The 17110-nt window shown below is 73.2% G+C and carries 18 protein-coding genes and 2 pseudogenes; 12 read left to right on the forward strand and 8 right to left on the reverse strand.

Features of this window, described 5'->3' with window-relative positions:
• Positions 1 to 175 precede the first annotated feature (175 nt).
• Complete coding sequence (locus AC0AIB_RS29010; RefSeq protein WP_465097873.1) at positions 176 to 1069, forward strand: ribokinase; 894 nt, start codon at positions 176 to 178, stop codon at positions 1067 to 1069.
• Between the two features lie 131 nt (positions 1070 to 1200).
• On the opposite strand, the gene AC0AIB_RS29015 is transcribed toward AC0AIB_RS29010, so the two are convergent.
• The 3 genes from AC0AIB_RS29015 to AC0AIB_RS29025 form a co-directional block, all read right to left on the reverse strand.
• Positions 1201 to 1929, reverse strand: a complete 729-nt coding sequence (locus AC0AIB_RS29015) for a hypothetical protein (protein WP_328339367.1) — start codon at positions 1927 to 1929, stop codon at positions 1201 to 1203.
• 83 nt (positions 1930 to 2012) lie between these two features.
• Positions 2013 to 2495: a DUF6232 family protein gene (locus AC0AIB_RS29020; RefSeq protein ID WP_328339365.1), complete on the reverse strand. Its 483-nt coding sequence runs from the start codon at positions 2493 to 2495 to the stop codon at positions 2013 to 2015.
• Between the two features lie 73 nt (positions 2496 to 2568).
• Positions 2569 to 3126 carry a DUF6232 family protein gene (locus AC0AIB_RS29025; RefSeq protein ID WP_328339364.1) on the reverse strand — a complete coding sequence of 186 codons (558 nt, stop codon included), beginning with the start codon at positions 3124 to 3126 and terminating at the stop codon, positions 2569 to 2571.
• Positions 3127 to 3226: 100 nt separating this feature from the next.
• On the opposite strand from AC0AIB_RS29025, the gene AC0AIB_RS29030 reads away from it, so the two are divergent.
• The 4 genes from AC0AIB_RS29030 (at position 3227) to AC0AIB_RS29045 (ending at position 7717) form a co-directional block, all read left to right on the forward strand.
• Positions 3227 to 4000 (forward strand): enoyl-CoA hydratase-related protein, encoded by a 774-nt coding sequence (locus tag AC0AIB_RS29030; RefSeq protein ID WP_328339363.1) that lies wholly within the window; start codon positions 3227 to 3229, stop codon positions 3998 to 4000.
• 149 nt (positions 4001 to 4149) lie between these two features.
• On the forward strand, positions 4150 to 5772 hold the full coding sequence (locus AC0AIB_RS29035; protein WP_328339361.1) for an acetolactate synthase: 1623 nt from the start codon (positions 4150 to 4152) through the stop codon (positions 5770 to 5772).
• Between the two features lie 143 nt (positions 5773 to 5915).
• On the forward strand, positions 5916 to 6902 hold the full coding sequence (locus AC0AIB_RS29040) for an ATP-binding cassette domain-containing protein (protein WP_328339359.1): 987 nt from the start codon (positions 5916 to 5918) through the stop codon (positions 6900 to 6902).
• Complete coding sequence (locus AC0AIB_RS29045) at positions 6899 to 7717, forward strand: ABC transporter permease (RefSeq protein WP_328339358.1); 819 nt, start codon at positions 6899 to 6901, stop codon at positions 7715 to 7717. The genes AC0AIB_RS29040 and AC0AIB_RS29045 overlap by 4 nt, the downstream gene beginning before the upstream one ends.
• A gap of 245 nt (positions 7718 to 7962) precedes the next feature.
• On the opposite strand, the pseudogene AC0AIB_RS29050 reads toward AC0AIB_RS29045, so the two are convergent.
• From AC0AIB_RS29050 to AC0AIB_RS29060, 3 genes and pseudogenes are all read right to left on the reverse strand, one after another.
• A pseudogene (locus tag AC0AIB_RS29050) lies at positions 7963 to 8352 on the reverse strand (PLD nuclease N-terminal domain-containing protein); the annotation flags it as partial.
• A gap of 27 nt (positions 8353 to 8379) precedes the next feature.
• Positions 8380 to 8712: a DUF202 domain-containing protein gene (locus AC0AIB_RS29055; RefSeq protein WP_328339357.1), complete on the reverse strand. Its 333-nt coding sequence runs from the start codon at positions 8710 to 8712 to the stop codon at positions 8380 to 8382.
• A complete protein-coding gene (locus AC0AIB_RS29060) occupies positions 8709 to 9101 on the reverse strand; it encodes a YidH family protein (protein WP_328339356.1) in 393 nt (130 codons plus the stop codon). Before AC0AIB_RS29060 ends, AC0AIB_RS29055 begins: the two co-directional genes overlap by 4 nt.
• Before the next feature lie 41 nt (positions 9102 to 9142).
• On the opposite strand from AC0AIB_RS29060, the gene AC0AIB_RS29065 reads away from it, so the two are divergent.
• The 4 genes from AC0AIB_RS29065 to AC0AIB_RS29080 all read left to right on the forward strand — a co-directional run bounded on the left by AC0AIB_RS29065 (position 9143) and on the right by AC0AIB_RS29080 (position 12349).
• On the forward strand, positions 9143 to 9940 hold the full coding sequence (locus AC0AIB_RS29065) for a GNAT family N-acetyltransferase (RefSeq protein WP_328339355.1): 798 nt from the start codon (positions 9143 to 9145) through the stop codon (positions 9938 to 9940).
• Positions 9937 to 10350 (forward strand): hypothetical protein, encoded by a 414-nt coding sequence (locus AC0AIB_RS29070; RefSeq protein ID WP_328339354.1) that lies wholly within the window; start codon positions 9937 to 9939, stop codon positions 10348 to 10350. Before AC0AIB_RS29065 ends, AC0AIB_RS29070 begins: the two co-directional genes overlap by 4 nt.
• Positions 10351 to 10598: 248 nt before the next feature.
• Positions 10599 to 11378, forward strand: a complete 780-nt coding sequence (locus AC0AIB_RS29075; RefSeq protein ID WP_328339353.1) for an electron transfer flavoprotein subunit beta/FixA family protein — start codon at positions 10599 to 10601, stop codon at positions 11376 to 11378.
• An 11-nt stretch (positions 11379 to 11389) separates the two neighbouring features.
• The gene (locus AC0AIB_RS29080) at positions 11390 to 12349 is read left to right on the forward strand and encodes an electron transfer flavoprotein subunit alpha/FixB family protein (RefSeq protein WP_328339351.1); all 960 of its coding nucleotides are present in this window, start codon (positions 11390 to 11392) and stop codon (positions 12347 to 12349) included.
• A 113-nt stretch (positions 12350 to 12462) separates the two neighbouring features.
• On the opposite strand, the gene AC0AIB_RS29085 is transcribed toward AC0AIB_RS29080, so the two are convergent.
• Together AC0AIB_RS29085 and AC0AIB_RS29090 are read right to left on the reverse strand one after the other, a co-directional pair.
• Positions 12463 to 13356, reverse strand: coding sequence for an anti-sigma factor (locus AC0AIB_RS29085; RefSeq protein WP_465097874.1), 894 nt, complete (start codon positions 13354 to 13356; stop codon positions 12463 to 12465).
• Positions 13310 to 13915 (reverse strand): RNA polymerase sigma factor, encoded by a 606-nt coding sequence (locus tag AC0AIB_RS29090; protein WP_465097875.1) that lies wholly within the window; start codon positions 13913 to 13915, stop codon positions 13310 to 13312. Before AC0AIB_RS29090 ends, AC0AIB_RS29085 begins: the two co-directional genes overlap by 47 nt.
• A 251-nt stretch (positions 13916 to 14166) precedes the next feature.
• Between AC0AIB_RS29090 and AC0AIB_RS29095 the strand changes: the two genes are divergently transcribed.
• The 3 genes and pseudogenes from AC0AIB_RS29095 to AC0AIB_RS29105 all read left to right on the forward strand — a co-directional run.
• Entirely contained in the window at positions 14167 to 14997 is an 831-nt protein-coding gene (locus tag AC0AIB_RS29095; protein WP_328339348.1) for a DUF4397 domain-containing protein, read from the forward strand.
• A complete protein-coding gene (locus AC0AIB_RS29100) occupies positions 14994 to 15662 on the forward strand; it encodes a class F sortase (protein ID WP_328339347.1) in 669 nt (222 codons plus the stop codon). Before AC0AIB_RS29095 ends, AC0AIB_RS29100 begins: the two co-directional genes overlap by 4 nt.
• Positions 15663 to 15860: 198 nt before the next feature.
• A pseudogene (locus tag AC0AIB_RS29105) lies at positions 15861 to 17033 on the forward strand (cysteine desulfurase family protein); the annotation flags it as partial.
• Between the last annotated feature and the right edge of the window lie 77 nt (positions 17034 to 17110).

Below are 17110 nucleotides of genomic sequence, written 5' to 3' on the forward strand. Positions count from 1 at the left end.
CGCGTCGATCATGGACTTGTGGTGGGGGGATCGCCCCTCTGTGCCACTTTTGCGGCCACCACAAGTCCATGATCGACGGGGTGGAGGGTGGGTGTGGGGGATTTAGACTCGCTGGGGTGTGGGTGCCTGGCGCGGGGCGTCGGGGAGCTGGTGGTGGTGTCGGCGGGAGGTCGGGGTGCGGCAGAGTCGGATCGTCGTGGTGGGCAGCGCGAACATGGACCTGGTGGGGGCCGCTGGGAAGCTGCCCCGGCCGGGGGAGACGGTGCTCGGCAACGACTTCATGATGGTCCCCGGAGGGAAGGGCGCCAACCAGGCGATCGCCGCCGTCCGGGCCGGGGCCGCCTGCACCTTCCTCGGCGCGCTGGGCTCCGACTCGTTCGGCGTCACCCTGCGGGCCCGGATCACCGCCGCCCAGGTGGACGCCAGTCACCTGCGGGTGGTCTACGGGGCGTCCGGGGTGGCGCTGGTGATGGTCAACGCCGCCGGTGAGAACGCCATCCTGGTCACCCCCGGCGCGAACGCCGCCTTCACCGACCTGACCGAGGCCGAGCTGCACGCCGTACGCGGGGCGGACGTGCTGGTCGCCCAGCTGGAGATCCCGGTCGAGACGGTGACCCAGGCGGCGGTGGCCGCCCGTGCCGCCGGCACCCGGGTGATCCTCAACGCCGCACCGGCCCGGCAGGTGCCCGCCGAACTGCTCGCCGCGGTGGACCTGCTGGTGGTCAACGAGACCGAGGCGCAGCTGCTCACCGGCAGCGGACGGGACGATCCGCAGGCGCTGCTGACGCTGGTGCCCCGGGCGGTGCTCACCCTCGGCGGCGACGGGGCCTGGTACGTCGACCGGGACGGGCAGGCCGTGCACGTGCCGCCCGTCGCGGTGGACGTGGTCGACTCGACCGCCGCCGGGGACGCGTTCACCGCCGCCCTGGCGGTGGCCTGGGGCGAGGGCCGCGAGGTGGTCGACGCGGTGCGCTGGGCGGCGGCGGCCGGTGCGGCCTGCGTCCGGCGGTTCGGCGCGTCCGTGGCCCTTCCCAGCCGCGCCGAGATCGACGCCCTCTTCACCGGCTGACCGGCCCGCCTGGCGCAAGGGTCCGCCTGGCGCAAGGGTCCGCCTGCCGCATCGGGCTGCCGGTCGTTCGGCGAACCCGGGTGCTGACCGGGTCCACCGACCTCTGCGCCGGGCCGGGCGACTCCGGCGGCTCAGTCCGTGGGGTCCTCGGCGAGCCGCTCGCCCCGGCGGCGCAGCAGCCCCAGGCCGGGAATGCCGGCGACGGCGAGCTTGAGGTCGCGGGTCACGTCGAGCAGGTCGTGCAGGTCCGGGCCGACCCGGTCCAGGGTGGCCAGGATCGGCAGCACGTCCGAGGTCAGGTGCTCCTTCAGCCTCGGCAACTCGTCCACGAGCCGGATCGCGGCAACCACCTCGTCGTGGCTCAGTTCGGCCACGAACCGGTTCGCCATCGGCGCACCCCGCCGCAACGCCGGCTCGTACGCGGCCAGCAGCTCGGCCGCGACGGTGGCTGCCCCCTCGGCGGCGACCACAGTGCCGGCGGCCCGCCCGGCCACCGCCTCGGCCTCGGCGACCACCACGCCGGCGGCCCGGGACACCTGCCCGGCTGCGGCGACCACCCCGGCCGCCGCCCCCGACACCTGCTCGGCCTCCGCCACCACCACGGCCGCCGCCGTGGTGATCACCGCCACCTCGCCGACCGCCTTCTCGGCGTCGGTGAGCACCCGGTCGGTCCGGTCCAGGGTGTCCTCGATCCGGTCCACCACCCCGTTGATCCGGGTCAGCAGCTCCTCCACCCCGTCCAGCACGGCGAAGGCGCGGGCCGGCACGGCGGCGAACGAGGCGGCCGAACCGAACGCCTGGTCGAGGGCGGAGCGGGTGAGGCCGACGACGGCGGTCGGTCGGGGCAGGGGGATGGCCATGTCACCCAGTGTGCGCCGGTCCGGCCAGTGGTGCCCGCCGGCGACCGGGCCGACCGGCGGGACCACCGTGCCACCCCGGGTGCTCACCGGGGTTCGCCCTGCTGTTCGACCGCGCGCTGGACGGCCCGGTAGATCTGCCCGAACCGCAACGCGTCGGGGGTACGCAGCAGCATCACCTCCTGCCCGAGGTGCTGCACCCACAGTTCGTTGACCCGGTTGCCGCGTTCGTAGGAGCGGTCCAGCCAGCCCAGCGGCAGCTCCAGGAAGGGCAGCAGGGCGAGCACCCCGACGGCGCAGGCCGCCAGGACGAGCAGGGCCGGTTTCCACTCGCCCCGGTCCTGCGCGGACCAGAGCAGCGAGACCACGCAGACCAGCGCGATCAACGGGGGCAGCGAGAGCAGCAGCACCAGCACACCGCGCCCGAGGATCCGGGACCGGACGGCCATCGTGGTGGCTCCCCGGGCGTGCCAGACGTACGCCACGTCGGCGAGCCGTACGACCTGCCCGCCGGCCCGGATCGACTCGGAGGTCACCTGCACCGTGTCGTCCCGGTAATAGAGGGTCATCACTAACCCTAACCGTTCGCAGCCGACCGGCGCCGCTGTGTGCCCGTGCGATAGCGCGGGTGACGCGGGGCGGCTACCGCCTGTTGCCGTGCCCCGGGTTGCCGCCGGTCGAGCCGATCGTGTGCGGTGCCGCCGCCGGGGAGGGCGGCCCGGGGTCGTGCCCCGGTCGGGGTGGCGGTCCGGTGTGCTCCACCGCGCGCTGCACCGCCCGGTAGATCTGGCCGAAGCGCTGCGCGTCGCCGGTGCGCAGCAGCAGCACGGGCCGGTCCCGCCAGCGGATCCACAGCTCGCGCTGCCGGCTGCCCCGGTCGTAGGACCGGTCCAGGTGATTGAAGAGGAAGTCGGCGATCGGCCCGACAGCCAGCCCGACCAGGACCGACGCCCCCACGACGGCGAGCGTGACGGTGGGGGAGCGGTGCAGCCACACGGCCACCGCGATGCCGAGCGCCGCGGCCACCAGTGGCCCGGCCAGGGCCGCGCCGATCGCGCCCCGCCCGGCCAGCACGCGCCAGGAGCGGCTGCCCCGGCGGTGCCAGACCAGGCCGATCTCGGCCAACGGGAAGGCCCGACCGTCGACCCGGATGGCGGCGGAGGTGACCTGCACCGACCGGTCGTCGTAGTACGTGATCATCGCTGGACTCCCGACCGCGGGTGGCGAACACCAGACTACGTACCCCAACGACCCGGGTCGTAAGGTTGGCACGCGACTTCGACGAGGAAGTGAGGGCGGCGTGAGCGAGTTCGTGCGGCTGGAGACCAGGGACGGCATCGGCACCATCCGGCTGGAGCGGCCACCGATGAACGCGCTCAACAAGCAGGTCCAGGAGGAGTTGCGGGCCGCCGCGACGGCGGCCACCGCCGACCCGGCCGTCCGGGCCGTCATCGTGTACGGCGGGGAGAAGGTCTTCGCCGCCGGCGCGGACATCAAGGAGATGGCCGAGATGTCCTACGTGGACATGGCAGAGCGGGCCGCCGACCTCTCCAGCGCCGTCGGCGCGCTCGCCCGGATTCCCAAGCCGGTGGTGGCCGCGATCACCGGGTACGCCCTCGGCGGCGGCTGCGAGCTGGCGCTGGCCTGTGACTGGCGGGTGGTGGCCGAGGACGCCAAGCTCGGTCAGCCGGAGATCAAGCTCGGCGTCATCCCCGGCGCCGGCGGCACCCAGCGGCTGGCCCGGCTGGTCGGCCCGGCCCGCGCCAAGGATCTGATCATGTCGGGCCGGATGGTGGACGCGGCGGAGGCGCTGCGGATCGGGCTGGCCGACCGGGTCGCCCCGGCGGCCGAGGTCTACGACACCGCCGTCGCGCTGGTGCGCCCCTACCTGACCGGTCCGGTGCAGGCGCTGCGGGCGGCGAAGCTGGCGGTCGACGCCGGCCTGGACATGGATCTCACCTCCGGCCTCGCCTGGGAGAGTCAGCTCTTCGCCGCGCTGTTCGCCACCGACGACCGGCGCGAGGGCATGGCCGCCTTCGTCGAGAAGCGCAGGCCCGACTTCACCGGCCGCTGATCCCGGCCGGCTGTCGGACCCGGCCGGCTGTCCGCGCCGGTCCGGGCGGCTGTCCACTCCGCTTGGCCCCCGGGACGGTGAGAAGTGTTCACATCTTCCGTACCGGCCAGTAGCGTGTGACCCCGGGTCACCGGACGAGGGGAGCGGCGATGACGGAACGGGTCGAGGGCCACGGCGGAGCGCTGGCGCTGGCGGCACTGCGGGCGCACGGCGTACGGGAGATGTTCACCCTCTCCGGCGGGCACGTCTTCCCGCTCTACGACGCCGCCCACACCACCGGGTTCCCGATCTACGACGTCCGGCACGAGCAGTCCGCCGTCTTCGCCGCCGAGGCGGTGGCCAAGCTCCAGCGCCGCCCCGGCCTCGCCGTGCTCACCGCCGGTCCGGGCGTCACCAACGGCATCTCCGGCCTGACCAGCGCCTATTTCAACGCCTCACCGGTGCTGGTGCTGGGCGGTCGGGCCCCGCAGTTCCGGTGGGGCGCAGGCAGCCTCCAGGAGATGGACCACCTGCCGCTCGTCGCCCCGGTCACCAAGCACGCCGAGACGGTCTTCACCGCCGACGACATCCCCCGGGCGGTCTCCGCCGCGCTGACCACCGCGCTCACCCCGCACCGGGGGCCGGTCTTCCTCGACTTCCCGCTGGAGGCGGTCTTCTCCGTCGGCGACGCCGAGCTGCCCGCCCCGACGCCTGTCGCGCCGATCGAACCCGACCCGGACGAGGTGACGAAGGCGGCCCGAATGATCGCCGCCGCCACCCGTCCGGTGATCGTCGCCGGCTCCGACGTGTACGCCGGTGACGCCGTCGCCGCGCTCCGCGAGGCCGCCGAGGCGTTGCAGGTGCCGGTCTTCACCAACGGCATGGGGCGCGGCGCACTACCGCCGCAGCACCCGCTCGCCTTCGCCAAGGCCCGTCGGGTCGCGCTGAACGACGCCGACGTGGTGGTCGTCGTCGGCACCCCGCTGGATTTCCGGCTCGGCTTCGGCGACTTCGGCGACGCGGCGGTGGTGCACGTCGTCGACGCACCCACCCAGCGGGCCGGGCACGTCCAGCCGGCCGCCAGCCCCGCCGGTGACCTGCGGCTGATCCTGTCCGCGTTCGCCGGGCACCCCGGCGACCGGGCCGACCACACCGACTGGATCGCCCAGCTGCGGACCGCCGAGGACGCGGCGAAGGCGCGCGACGCCGGCGAGATGGCCGCCGAGACCGACCCGATCCGCCCGGCCCGGGTCTACGGCGAGCTGCGCCGGGCCCTCGCCCCGGACGCGATCACCATCGGCGACGGCGGTGACTTCGTCTCGTACGCCGGCCGCTACCTGGAGCCGTCGCAGCCCGGCACCTGGCTCGACCCCGGCCCGTACGGCTGCCTCGGCACCGGCCTGGGCTATGCGATGGGGGCCCGGGTCAGCCACCCCGACCGGCAGATCTGCGTGCTGATGGGCGACGGCGCGGCCGGCTTCTCGCTGATGGACGTGGAGTCGCTGGTCCGGCAGCGGCTGCCGGTGGTGATCGTGGTCGGCAACAACGGCATCTGGGGGCTGGAGAAGCACCCGATGCGGGCCATGTACGGCTACGACGTCGCCGCCGACCTCCAGCCCGAGCTGCGCTACGACCACGTGGTCGAGGCGCTCGGCGGTGCCGGGGAGACGGTGGCGAAGGCGGCCGATCTCGGCCCGGCCCTGGGGCGGGCGTTCGACGCGGGGGTGCCGTACCTGGTCAATGTGCTCACCGATCCGGCCGACGCGTACCCGCGTTCGTCGAATCTGGCCTGACCGCGCCTCCGCCGACCGGCGGACCTCGGACGGCGGTCGTGTTCTGCCGCGCGGATAAATCGGCGGAATGTCGGCGGCGATACACGTAACGTCAGACCCCTCGCCCATCGTTGGACGATCCAGCGATAACGACGGGAGTTCTGATGACATACGCCATCCGCGCCGAGGGGCTGGTGCGCCGCTTCGGCACCACCACCGCCCTGGCCGGGGTCGACCTGGAGGTCCCCACCGGGACGGTCTTCGGGCTGCTGGGCCCCAACGGCGCCGGCAAGACCACCGCGGTAAGGGTGCTCGCCACCCTGCTCACCGCCGACGAGGGCCACGCCACCGTCGGCGGGTACGACGTGCGCCGCGACGCCCACCGGGTCCGCCAGCTGATCGGCCTCACCGGTCAGTACGCCTCGGTCGACGAGAACCTGACCGGCACCGAGAACCTGCTGCTCATCGGTCGACTGCTGGGCCTGTCCCGGCGGGCCGCCCGGGACCGGGCCGCCGAGTTGCTGGCCGGGTTCCAGCTCACCGACGCCGCCGGCCGGGCCGCCAAGACCTACTCCGGTGGCATGCGCCGCCGGCTCGACCTGGCGGCCAGCCTGGTCGGCCGGCCGCAGGTGCTCTTCCTCGACGAGCCGACCACCGGGCTCGATCCGCGCAGCCGCAACGACCTGTGGGACATCGTCCGGGGCCTGGTCGCCGAGGGGGTGACCGTGCTGCTGACCACGCAGTACCTGGAGGAGGCCGACCAGTTGGCCGACGAGATCGCGGTGGTCGACCACGGTCGGGTGATCGCCCAGGGCAGTCCGCAGGAGCTGAAGGCCAAGACCGGCGGCCAGGTGCTCACCGTCCGGCCGGTCGAGGCCACCGACCTGCCGACCGTGCTCGCCGTCGTCAGCGAGGTGACCGGGGTCGCCCCGGAGGTCAACCAGACGACGGTCAGCGCGCCGGTCGACGGGCCGGGCACACTGCCCGCCGTGGTCCGCCGGCTCGACGACGCCGAGGTGCACGTCGCCGAGCTGGCCCTGCGCGGGTCCAGCCTCGACGAGGTGTTCCTCTCCCTCACCGGCCACCGGGCCGACGACGATACCACCGACACCACCGACACCGCCGACATCCTGGAAGGGAGCCCGGCATGACCGCCGCGACCGTCGTCGCCCCGTCGGCCCGACCCGCGCCGGCCCGCCGACTCGGCCCGACCGCGGGCCTGCGGCACACCGGCACGCTGGCCTGGCGCAGCCTGGTGCAGATCAAACACAATCCGATGGAACTGCTCGACCTGAGCATCCAACCGGTGATGTTCGTGCTGCTCTTCACCTACGTCTTCGGTGGGGCGATCTCCGGCAGCCCGGGGGAGTACCTCACCTTCGCGCTGCCCGGCATCATCGTGCAGAACGCGTTCTTCGCCACGATGACCACCGGCTTCGGGCTCAACCAGGATCTCACCAAGGGTGTCTTCGACAGGTTGCGGTCGCTGCCGGTCGCCCGCTGGTCCCCGCTCGCCGGCCGGATCGTCGCCGACACTGTCAAGCAGGCCTGGTCGCTGACCCTGCTGCTCGGCGTCGGGATGATCCTCGGCTTCCGGCTCGGCAACGGCCTGTTCGGCCTGCTCGGCGCATTCGCCCTGCTGCTGGTCTTCTCGCTCGCCGCCGCCTGGATGTCGGTGCTGGTCGGGGTGCTGGTCAGCGAGCCGGACAAGGTGCAGATCTTCGGCTTCACCGTGATCTTCCCGCTCAGCTTCACCAGCAACGCCTTCGTACCGACCGAGACGATGCCGTCCTGGCTCCAGCACTGGGTCGAGGTCAATCCGGTGACCATCCTGGCGAACGCGCTGCGCGGCCTGCTGGTCGGCGGCCCGGTCGCCGGGCCGGTGCTCCAGTCGCTGCTCTGGGCGGTCGCCATCGCCGCCGTCTTCGCCCCGCTCGCGGTGCGGGGCCTGCGGCGCCGGGTCTGACCCCGGACGCCGACGTGCCACCTGCGGCCTGACCGGCACGGGCGGCCGACGCGACGTGCCACGGGCGGCCGGGATGGCCGCCCGTGGACCGGGGTGACCCCGGCGAGTCAGATCTCGGGTCGGTCGCCCTCACGGGGCCGTTCACCGTCGCGGGGTGCGGCGTCCTCCCGGGGCGACGTCCGGTCCGTGGTGGGTGGGTGCTCGGCGGGCGGGCGTTCGGCGGGCGGTACGTGGTCACCGGGCGACGCGTCGGCGGGAGAACTCCGGCCGTCGTGGCGGCGCAGGCCGTCCTCCCGGCGGCGGAGGTCCTCCTCCCAACGCTGGAAGAGGGCGTGGTCGTCGCGGTGCGCCCGCTCGTCGATCGACTTCAGGAACTCCGGGTCGTCGTCGGGCGCGAGGGGCCGCCGCGAGCCGGGGCCGGACGACCGGCCCCGTCGGCGGTCACCCTCGGGGGCGGGACGACCGACGAGGAACCAGGCGATCGAGCCGACCAGCGGGAGGACCAGGATGATCAACACCCAGGCGAACCGGGGCAGCCCGCGGACCGCGCCGTCGTCGGCGGACAGACAACTGATCAGCGCGCAGGCGGCGAGCACCACCTGGATCAGGAACAACAGCACGTAGAGCCGGGCCATGCCCCCATCATGACGCAGCGTCGCGCGTCACCACACCCCACGCAGCACCAGCGACACGCAGAGCAGTGCCAGGACCGCCGTACCGAGGGCCACCAGCGGAACGGCCCGGCCGTCGATCCGGGCCCGGCGGCGACCGGTGGCCCGTCCCCAGGTGACCACCAGCGTCGTCCACCAGGTCAGCACGGTCACCCCGGCGAGCAACGCGCCGGGCGTGTCGCCGGTGAGCGCCAACCGGACCGCGAGCACGGTCACCACGGTGAACGCCAGCGCGGTACGCCGCCAGGCCAGCCCGGTGCGCTCGGGTTGCAGGCCGGGATCGCCACCACCGGGGTGACCCCCGCGCGCCGGGCCGCCGGTCACCGACCGCTCACCCCCCGGACGAGCACGGCCACCACCAGCAGCAGCGCGCCCACCGCCACGACCAGGGCGAGGACCGCCGGAAACCGCGAGGCCGGCAGGCGTTCGCCGAGCCTGATGGCCCGTTCGGTACGCGACCAGTGGTCCACCGCCCTGACCGCGACGGTGCCGCCGAGCAGCAGCAACGCCACGGCGATCACCTCGCGCAGATGTCGCAGCGGTAGCGGCGGGAGGAACTGGGCGGCGGCCAGCCCACCGGCGATCAGCGCCAACCCGGTGCGCAGCCAGGCGAGGAAGGTCCGTTCGTTGGCCAGCGAGAATCGGTAGTCGGGGGTGGTGCCCACCGAGTCGAGGTCCGACGGGTCGAACCACCGTCTGATCGCCTGCCACACGAGGCCGATTATCCGCTTTACGGTCGGCCTAGCCTGGAGCGATGACCGATCTTGACGCCACCACCCTGCGCGACACCTACGACCGGCAGATCCGCCCGGAGATCCCCGACCCGGTCCCAGCCGGCGTGACAGTCGAGCGGGACGGGCCGCTGGTGCGGGTGCTGGGCCTGGACCACGGCGGATTCCTCACCTACCGCACCCTGGACGGGCTGGCCGGGCCGGAGCTGGACGCGTTGATCGCCCGGCAGGTCGAGCTGTTCCGGCAGCGCGGGGAGTCGGTGGAGTGGAAACACAACAGCCACGACGAGCCTGCCGACCTGCCGGACCGGCTGCGGGCCGCCGGCTTCGTGCCGGAGGACCGGGAGACCGTCCTGATCGGGCCGGTCGCGCCGCTGGCCGGCGCCGTCCCGGTGCTGCCCGAAGGGGTACGGCTGCGCGAGGTCACCAGCCGGGTCGACCTGGAGCGGATCGCCGCGATGGAGGAGGAGGTCTGGCGTAGCGACCGATCGCACCTTGTCACCGGCCTGGCCCGGGAGATCGAGGCGGACCCGCAGTCGATCACCGTGGTGGTGGCCGAGGTGGGGGAGACGGCGGTCAGTGCCGGCTGGGTGCGCTACCTGAACGGCACCGGCTTCGCCAGCCTGTGGGGAGGCTCGACCCTCGAAGAGTGGCGGCACCGGGGCGTCTACCGGGCGCTGGTGACCTACCGGGCCCGGCTGGCCGACCAGCGGGGCAAGACGCTGTTGCAGGTGGACGCCTCGGAGGACAGTCGGCCGATCCTGGAACGACTCGGCTTCGTCCCGGTCACCACGACCACCCCCTACGTCTACACTCCGTGATGATGGAGCAGCGGTTGACGGACGACGAGCAGCAGGTCCTCAAGACGGGCGCCTTCGGGGCGGTCTTCCTGGTGTCGAACGCCGATCCCGGCGTGTTCGCGATGATCCGGGAGAGCTTCGCCGCCTCCGGGGCGTTCGCCGGGGCCAGCGGGCTGGTGAAGGAGGCGCTCACCGGCGGCTCGTTGCCCCGGCTGCCCCGGGACTCGACCCTGGAGGTCGAGTCGGTGGTGCTGCCGGCGCTGGTTCGCGCGGTGGACATCCTGCGGGCGAAGTCACCGGCCGATCTGTCCGCGTACCGCGAGCTGGTGTTGGCCGCGGCGGAGCAGGTGGCCCGCGCGCACCGCGGGGTGACGGCGGCCGAGGCGGAGACCATCGCGCGGATCCGGACCGCCCTGGCCGAGCCGGCCTAGCCATCCGCGTCACGCCGCCGGATCGGCGATGTGGCGACGCCTGCCGGGCAGGGGCCTACGTCGCGCCGTCGCGGGTGAGCTGTGTCACGGTGGGTGGTCGGCGGGGTAAGCTACTGGCAGGTAACATGGTGGTCGTGGGCAACTGCACAACCGCCCGCGGTTGACCGGGCGTCAACGGACGCGCGAAGCTCCGCCCGTGACCGGGCGAGCAGATCGCACACCACCAACAGGAGGGTCGTCGAATCGCGATGAACATCGTCGTACTCGTCAAGCAGGTGCCTGATTCGGGCGCGGACCGCAACCTGCGTGCTGACGACAACACCGTCGACCGCGGTTCGGCGAACAACGTGATCAACGAGATGGACGAGTACGCCATCGAGGAGGCGCTGAAGATCAAGGAGGCGCACGGGGGCGAGGTCACCATCCTGACCATGGGACCGGACCGGGCCACCGAGTCGATCCGCAAGGCGCTCTCGATGGGGCCGGACTCCGCCGTGCACGTCCTCGACGACGCCCTGCACGGGTCCTGTGCCGTGGCCACCTCGAAGGTGCTCGCCGCCGCGCTCGGGCAACTGAGCGCCGACCTGGTGATCTGCGGGGCCGAGTCGACCGACGGCCGGGTGCAGGTCATGCCGCACATGCTCGCCGAGCGGCTGGGGGTCGCCGCACTCACCGGCGCGCGCAAGCTCACCGTCGACGGCGGCACGCTGACCGTCGAGCGGCAGACCGAGGAGGGCTACGAGGTGGTCACCGCGTCGACGCCGGCCGTGGTCTCCGTCTGGGACACCATCAACGAGCCGCGCTACCCCTCCTTCAAGGGCATCATGGCCGCCAAGAAGAAGCCGGTGCGCACGCTCTCCCTGGCTGACCTGGGCGTCGCGCCAACCGAGGTGGGTTTCGAGGGGGCGACGAGTGCCGTCGTCGAGCACACCAAGCGTCCGCCGCGCTCCGGCGGTGCCAAGATCACCGACGAGGGCGAGGGCGGCGTCAAGCTGGTCGAGTTCCTCGCCACCGAGAAGTTCGTGTGAGGGGTCCGGACATGGCTGAGGTAATCGTCGTCGTCGAAGCCACCAGGGAATTCGGCGTCAAGAAGGTCACCCTGGAGATGCTCACCCTCGCCCGCGAACTGGGCACCCCGAGCGCCGTGGTGCTCGGTGGCGCCGGTGCCGCCGAGGCGCTGAGCGCCAAGCTCGGTGAGTACGGCGCGGAGAAGATCTACGCCGCCGAGAGCGAGGAGATCGACGGTCACCTGGTGGCCCCCAAGGCGACAGTGCTCGCCGAACTGGTCAACCGGGTGCAGCCGGCGGCCGTCCTGCTCGCGTCGGCCCAGGAGGGCAAGGAGATCGCCGCCCGGCTGGCCGTCAAGCTGGACAACGGCATCCTCACCGACGTGGTCGGCCTCGACGCCGACGGCACCGCCACCCAGATCGCCTTCGCCGGCTCCACCATCGTCAAGTCCAAGGTCACCAAGGGCCTGCCGCTGGTCACCGTACGGCCGAACTCGGTCACCCCGACCCCGGCGGCGGCCACCCCGGCCGTCGAACAGCTCACCGTGGCGGTCACCGACACCGACAAGCTGGCCCGGATCGTCGAGCGGGTGGCCGAGCAGAAGGGCTCCCGCCCCGAGCTGACCGAGGCCGGCATCGTCGTCTCCGGCGGTCGCGGGGTCGGCAACGCCGACAACTTCAAGCTGGTCGAGGAGTTCGCCGACCTGCTCGGCGGTGCCGTCGGGGCGTCCCGGGCGGCGGTCGACTCCGGCTACTACCCGCACCAGTTCCAGGTCGGGCAGACCGGCAAGACCGTCTCCCCGCAGCTCTACGTCGCGCTGGGCATCTCCGGCGCGATCCAGCACCGGGCCGGCATGCAGACCTCGAAGACGATCGTCGCCGTGAACAAGGACGGCGAGGCCCCGATCTTCGAGCTGGCCGACTATGGGGTGGTGGGCGACCTGTTCAAGATCGTCCCGCAGGCCGCCGAGGAGATCCGCAAGCGCAAGTGACCCGACCGGGTCAGCCTGGAGCCGCCGTCCGGAGTTCCGGGCGGCGGCTCGCTCGTTGCGGGTGCGGGGAGGGGAGCTGATCGGCGGGCCGGGGAGCTGAGCCGGCCCACCGATCAGCCCGTCAGGGTGCCCCTCAGCAGGCTGTCGCCGGAGTGGGCGGGCTGGTTGTCGTACCGCTCGGCAGAGACGTCGACCACCGAGTACGCCTCTAGATCGACGTTCGGGGGCAGGGGCAGCAGCGCGTCGCCCGAACCGCCGCGCAGCACACCCACCGAGAACATCTCCATGGTCGTCGGATTGATCAGCCAGACCTCGTAGTACCCCGGAACGTCCGGGAGATTCGCGACGTGCAGATGTAGTCGTCCGTCGGCGAAGACCCGGGCGTCACCGTTGGCGTCCTTCGGCGTGTTGCCGTACGCGGCAAGTGGCGCGCTGGCCAGCACGGCCTGCCGGGGCGCGGGTCCGCCCCGGTCGCCGAGGACGGCGACGGTGCCGAGCACCGCGATCGCGGCGGCGGCGGTCGCCGTGACGACGGTGGTCGCCCAGCGCGGCCACCGTCGGCCCCGTCGGGAGCGGACCGCCGGTCGTGGTCCGGGCCGCTCCCCGCCCGGGTACGGCGACTGCCCTCGACGGGCGTCCGGCCGGTCACCGGTCACCGGTGACGGCTGCCGGTGGGGGGAACCGGGTCGGCCCTCGGCCTGCGGTGACGGCTCTCCCGGGCGTACTGCGGAATGGCCCTGCTCAAGGCCACCGCGGTGGGCCTCGGCCAGGGACGGCACCTCCTCGACGGCGTCCAGTTCGGCCAGGATGCCCGCCCAGACGTGCGCCGGCGGGTCGGGTAGGGCGTGCAGGCCCTGGGTGTCCGCGCCCAACCCGGCGACGTGCCGGAGGGTATCCAGCTCGTCGCGGCAGGTCGCACACGCCTCGAGGTGGTCGGTCTCACCGTGGCCCGCCTCGCTCTCACCGAGCGCCAGAAAGACCAGCCGGTCGTGCTCCAGGTGCGGCACCGTCCACCTCCCATCTGCGTTTCAAGCTCGCCATGCCCCGTCTGATGTGGCTCTTGACCGTGCCCAGCGGCACCCCGGTCACCGTCGAGATCTGCTGGTGGGTCAGGTCGTCGTAGAAGGCCAGCTCCAGCATCCGCCGCTGGTCGTCCGGGAGCCGGGCCAGCTCGTCGGCGATCACCAGCCGGTCGACCACGGTGTCCGGGTCCCCGCCGGTGGCGACCGGCTCGGGCAGTTGGCGGACGGTCTCCACCACCCGGTTCTCCCGGGCCGAGGCACGCAGCCGGTCGACCACCTTGCGCCGGCCGATACCGAGCAGCCAGCCGATCAACGAGCCCTTGGCCGGGTCGAAGGTGTCCCGTCCCAGCCAGGCGGCGACGAACGTCGCCTGGGTCACGTCCTCCGCGTCGCTGCGGTTGGCAAGCGTGCTGGTGGCCAGGTGGAGCACGGCCCGGCCGAACCGGTCGTACGCCTCCCGCAGCGCACTCTCGTCGCCCGCCCGGAAGCGCGCGGCCAGCTCGTCCGGGGGTGCGGGGTCGGGGTCCTGTCCTGCTGTTCCCACCGCTGTCACCGGGCGGGTCGCCTTCCCTGGGGCATGCCCGACTGTAGCTCCCACAGCCGTCGCCCCACTCTCCCGGTCCGTGTCCGCCTCCACTCGTCTCACCTGCTCTTCGTCGCCGCCTGCGGCTCCGGATGCACCCCGGACGAAGAAAAAGAAACAGGTGTGCGGCTGCATCCGACGGCGGGACGGGCGGCGTAACCCGTTCTGCAAGCCAGACCTGACGAACCAGCACCAATCACCAGGAGGCAGACATGCAGCTCGCTATCTTCCGTCGGGTCGCCGCAGGCGGCGCGGTGGCCGCCCTGGCCTTCGCGGGCGTCGGCGCCGCGACCACGGGTCCGGCGTACGCCGCCTCGGCCAAGGTCTCCGTCGTGCACGGCATTCCGGACACCCCCGTCGACGTCTACGTCAACGGCAAGAAGACCCTCGACAACTTCAAGCCCGGTGACGTCGCCGGCCCGCTGACCCTGCCCGAGGGCGAGTACGACATCGCCCTGACCAAGCCGGGCGAGCCGATCGGCAGCGCGATCCTCAGCGTCGACGACGCCGAGGTGCCCGGCGGCGCGAACATCAGCCTCGCCGCACACCTCAGCGCGGACGGCAAGCCGCAGATCACGCCGTTCGTGAACGACACCGCCAAGCTGGCCGCCGGCAAGGCCCGGCTCATCGTCCGGCACACCGCCGCCGCCCCGGCGGTGGACGTCCGGGCCGGTGGCAAGCCGGTCTTCGAGGGGCTGACCAACCCGAAGGAGGCCAAGGCGGACGTCGACGCGGGCACCGTCAAGGCCGACGTGGTGCTGGCCGGCACCGACACCGTGGCGATCGGCCCGGCGGACCTGAACCTCAAGGAGGGCACCGCCACCATCGTCTACGCGATCGGTTCCGCCGAGGCCAAGAACCTCGACCTGGTCGCCCAGACCATCACCGGTCTGCACTCCGCACCGGGCGGGGTGCCCAGCGGCAGCGGCGGACAGGCCGGCACCGGCGTGGACACCTGGTGGTACGTGCTGGCCGGTGCCGGCGTACTGCTGCTGGTCGGTGGCGGGGCCCGGGTGGCCACCGCTCGGACCGGTCGCCGGTGACGGTGCGTAACCGCGGGGCGCTGGCGGCGATGGCCGCCGGCGTCGCCGCGCTCGTCGTCGCCACCGGGGTGGCGTGCGGATCACAGCCGGCCGGGGACGTCGGCGCCGACGAGGCGGCGGCGCTGGCCAGCAGCAACCCGCCGAGCCCGACGGCCGGGACCGGTGGTGGCCCGTCGGTGCCGGTGACCGCCGGTGACCTGCCGACCGGCGAGCGGACCGTCCCGCCGGTGAAGCTGCGTATCCCGGCGATCGACGTCACCGCCACGGTCAACCCGGTGGGCGTCGACACCCGGACCGACGAGTTCGACGTCCCGCCGAGCGTGGACCAGATCGGCTGGTACCGGTACGGCCCCGGGCTGGAGGCCGACGCCGGCTCGGTGGTGATCGCCGGCCACGTCGACAGCTCCGAACAGGGCAAGGGGGCGTTCTTCCGGCTCCGCGAGCTGGACCAGGGAGACGCCCTCACCGCCACCGGCGCGGACGGGAAACAGCGCGCCTACCGGGTCGTCGCCCGCGAGGAGTACGTCAAGACGAAGATCCCGCTGGACCGGTACTTCGCCCGGGACGGCAGACCGCGCCTCACGTTGATCACCTGCGGTGGCCCGTTCGACCCGAAGACCCGGCACTACCGGGACAACATCGTCGTCACGGCCGTACCGGCCTGATGCCGGGCCGGACCGGGATCGACCCCGATCCCGGTCCGGCCGTACCCCGGCCCGGTTCCTGCGTCGCCCGGTCCCTCTCCCGTCCGGTCCCTCTCCCGTCCGGTCCGGACGCCCGGCCCGCCGCCGCACCGATCCACGCTTCGGTACGGGTGGTCCGGGATCTGGCGGACCGTGCCCCGGCCGTTACGCTGAACGGTGATGGCATACCTGGATCACGCGGCGACCACCCCGATGCTCGACGAGGCGTTGGCGGCGTACGTCGCCATCGCCCGCGAGGTCGGCAACGCGTCGTCGCTGCACGCGGCGGGCCGGCGTGCCCGGCGTCGGGTGGAAGAGTCCCGCGAACGGGTGGCCGCGGTGCTGGGTGCCCGCCCGTCCGAGGTCATCTTCACCGGCGGCGGCACGGAGAGTGACAACCTCGCCGTCAAGGGCATCTTCTGGGCCCGGCGGGCCGACCGGCCCGACCGGGTCCGGGTGGTCTCCAGCGCGGTGGAACACCACGCCGTCCTGGACGCGGTCGACTGGCTGGCCGACCAGGAGGGCGCCGAGGTCGACTGGTTGCCGGCGGACGCCTCCGGCCGGCTCGACCCGGAACTTCTCCGCGCACAGTTGGCCGAGCAGGCCGACCGGGTCGCCGTGGTGACCGCGATGTGGGCCAACAACGAGGTCGGCACCGTACAGCCGGTGGCCGAACTGGCCGCCGTCGCCGCCGAACACGGGGTGCCGTTCCACACCGACGCCGTGCAGGCGGTCGGCCAGGTGGCCGTCGACTTCGCGGCCAGCGGGGTCTCCGCGCTCACCGTGACCGGGCACAAGCTCGGCGGTCCGACCGGGGTCGGCGCGTTGCTGCTCGCCCGGGACGTCGTCGCCACCCCGCTGCTGCACGGCGGCGGGCAGGAGCGGGACGTCCGTTCCGGCACCCTGGACACCGCCGGCATCGTCGCCTTCGCCGTCGCCGTCGAGACGGCGGTCAAGAGCCAGCAGGAGTACGCGACCCGGGTGGCCGCGCTCCGCGACGACCTCGTGCGACGGGTCCGGGAGGCGGTGCCCGAGGTGGTGTTCAACGGTGACCCCGTCGACCGGCTACCCGGCAACGCGCACTTCTCCTTCCCCGGCTGCGAGGGAGACGCCCTGCTGCTCCTGCTCGACGCCCAGGGCATCGCCTGCTCCACCGGCTCGGCCTGCTCCGCCGGAGTGGCCCAGCCCAGCCACGTCCTGCTCGCGATGGGCGCCAACCACGACCGGGCCCGCTCCTCGCTGCGCTTCACCCTCGGCCACACCAGCACCCCCGCCGACGTCGACGCCCTCATCGCGGCCCTGCCCGCCGCCGTCGACCGCGCCCGCCGTGCCGCCGCCCTCCGCACCCCCCGCAGGCCGCCGGGTCCGCGCCGAACTGGTCCGCCACAGCGCACTACGCGCGGTCATCGCCCGGCCCGCCGGCCTGATGC

It is taken from the genome of Micromonospora sp. DSM 43699, from assembly GCF_055517075.1.

Excerpts from the sequence above, each read along its gene's own strand:
- AC0AIB_RS29040 (WP_328339359.1), top strand. The coding sequence starts at position 5,916 with ATGACATACGCCATCCGCGCCGAGGGGCTGGTGCGCCGCTTCGGCACC.
- AC0AIB_RS29035 (WP_328339361.1), top strand. The coding sequence starts at position 4,150 with ATGACGGAACGGGTCGAGGGCCACGGCGGAGCGCTGGCGCTGGCGGCA.
- AC0AIB_RS29020 (WP_328339365.1), bottom strand. The coding sequence starts at position 2,495 with ATGACCCTCTATTACCGGGACGACACGGTGCAGGTGACCTCCGAGTCG.
- AC0AIB_RS29080 (WP_328339351.1), top strand. The coding sequence starts at position 11,390 with ATGGCTGAGGTAATCGTCGTCGTCGAAGCCACCAGGGAATTCGGCGTC.
- AC0AIB_RS29025 (WP_328339364.1), bottom strand. The coding sequence starts at position 3,126 with ATGATCACGTACTACGACGACCGGTCGGTGCAGGTCACCTCCGCCGCC.
- AC0AIB_RS29045 (WP_328339358.1), top strand. The coding sequence starts at position 6,899 with ATGACCGCCGCGACCGTCGTCGCCCCGTCGGCCCGACCCGCGCCGGCC.
- AC0AIB_RS29075 (WP_328339353.1), top strand. The coding sequence starts at position 10,599 with ATGAACATCGTCGTACTCGTCAAGCAGGTGCCTGATTCGGGCGCGGAC.
- AC0AIB_RS29095 (WP_328339348.1), top strand. The coding sequence starts at position 14,167 with ATGCAGCTCGCTATCTTCCGTCGGGTCGCCGCAGGCGGCGCGGTGGCC.
- AC0AIB_RS29065 (WP_328339355.1), top strand. The coding sequence starts at position 9,143 with ATGACCGATCTTGACGCCACCACCCTGCGCGACACCTACGACCGGCAG.
- AC0AIB_RS29015 (WP_328339367.1), bottom strand. The coding sequence starts at position 1,929 with ATGGCCATCCCCCTGCCCCGACCGACCGCCGTCGTCGGCCTCACCCGC.